The organism is Alteromonas sp. CyTr2 (genome assembly GCF_947311905.1).
Classification (GTDB): Bacteria; Pseudomonadota; Gammaproteobacteria; order Enterobacterales; family Alteromonadaceae; genus Alteromonas; species Alteromonas macleodii.
The window spans coordinates 1-1,299 of record NZ_CAMZMZ010000085.1 but is presented as its reverse complement, the minus strand read 5'-3'; the positions used below and the strand labels follow the sequence as shown (position 1 = coordinate 1,299).

The window sequence follows — 1,299 nt, the reverse complement described above, 5'->3', positions numbered from 1 at the left end:
TGTGTCGTCCTAATATAGGTTGACAGTTATTAGGCCAGCTCTCGAAGCTGGCCTTTTCTATTATGCACTGCGTTAGGCGTTTCCATATCTAATGCTAAGTGCGGTCTCATTTCATTGTAAATATTGATTGATTCGGTAACGAGTATTTTCAGCTCTTCGATTGTTTTACATCGGTAGAGTAAGAACTCTTGCTTGAGTATACCGTTTATTCGTTCTGCTAATGCATTTTGATAACAGTCGTAACCATCTGTCATTGACGGCTGGATCCCATTCGCATTCAACTCATTCTGGTAGATAGCTGAACAGTATTGTAGCCCTCTGTCTGAGTGGTGAACACTGTTACCTGCATATCGTTTATCTCTGACGGCCATCTTCAGTGCTTTGACTACATTTTCAGCCCTCATGTCCAAGCTCAAGTGGTGCCCTACAATTTTACGCGTGCTAGAGTCTGTTACTAACGATAGATAGTGTACACCTTGGTCGGATTCGAGATAGGTGATATCGCTAACAAGCACATGCTCTGCATTATGCAGACCTTCTTCCTTAAGTAAATTTGGATGCTTTTTCATCCAATGTTTACTGAATGTAGTTTTGGTAAAACTTTTCTTTGGCTTAACGAGTAGTCCCTCGCTCCTTAAGTAAGTAAAAAAGCCATCTCGACCTAGTTTAATCCCATGCTCAACCAGCTTTGGTTTTATAAGTGTATAGAGCTTGCGCGTCCCTATTTGCGGCATATACTTGCGCCAATAAAGTACCCAATCTTTAATTATCGATAGCTCTGCTCTTCTACATTCCATGCGAGAAACAGCCTGGTAAACCGACTGTCTCGATACTCCCACAACCCGGCATGCTGCCGCCAAATTTATTTCTTTTCTTTTTTTGGCTTGCCAGACGTACCGGATAAGTACTTTTTTCTGAGACCCGCTCCATACTCGTTATCCATAATATCTACCATTCCATTAAGGATTTTATTACGGAGCTTTTCGTCAGCTAATTCTCTCTCGAGACGTTTTATTTTTTCGGCTGGTGTTTCTTTTGAACTTGGCATAAGTGGATGCTGAAATGGTTTCGACCAGTCGAGTCTACCATGCTTTCTGAGCCAAACCAGTACCGTCGACCTTCCTTGTATTCCGAAGTGAGCTTGTGCCTGTTTATAAGTGAATTCGCCTTTTTCTACACGCTCAACCACACCCAATTTAAAAGCTAAGGTGTAATCACGCTGTGTGCGCTTAGGCCTTTGATTACTTGAAGTTGTCATAAAGAAATCCTCTTTATGTCAACGTATTTTAGGACGGGACA

General features: G+C 41.9%; 1 protein-coding gene. It reads right to left on the bottom strand.

From position 1 onward, the window contains the following. Window positions 1–29 precede the first annotated feature (29 nt). Window positions 30–1,258, bottom strand: a protein-coding gene (locus tag QME20_RS19650) for an IS3 family transposase (protein ID WP_156080653.1) whose coding sequence is annotated in 2 segments (ribosomal slippage) — window positions 30–907 and window positions 907–1,258 — 1,230 coding nt in all. Because the reading frame shifts where the segments join, the coding sequence is not laid out codon by codon here. Window positions 1,259–1,299: the final 41 nt, after the last annotated feature.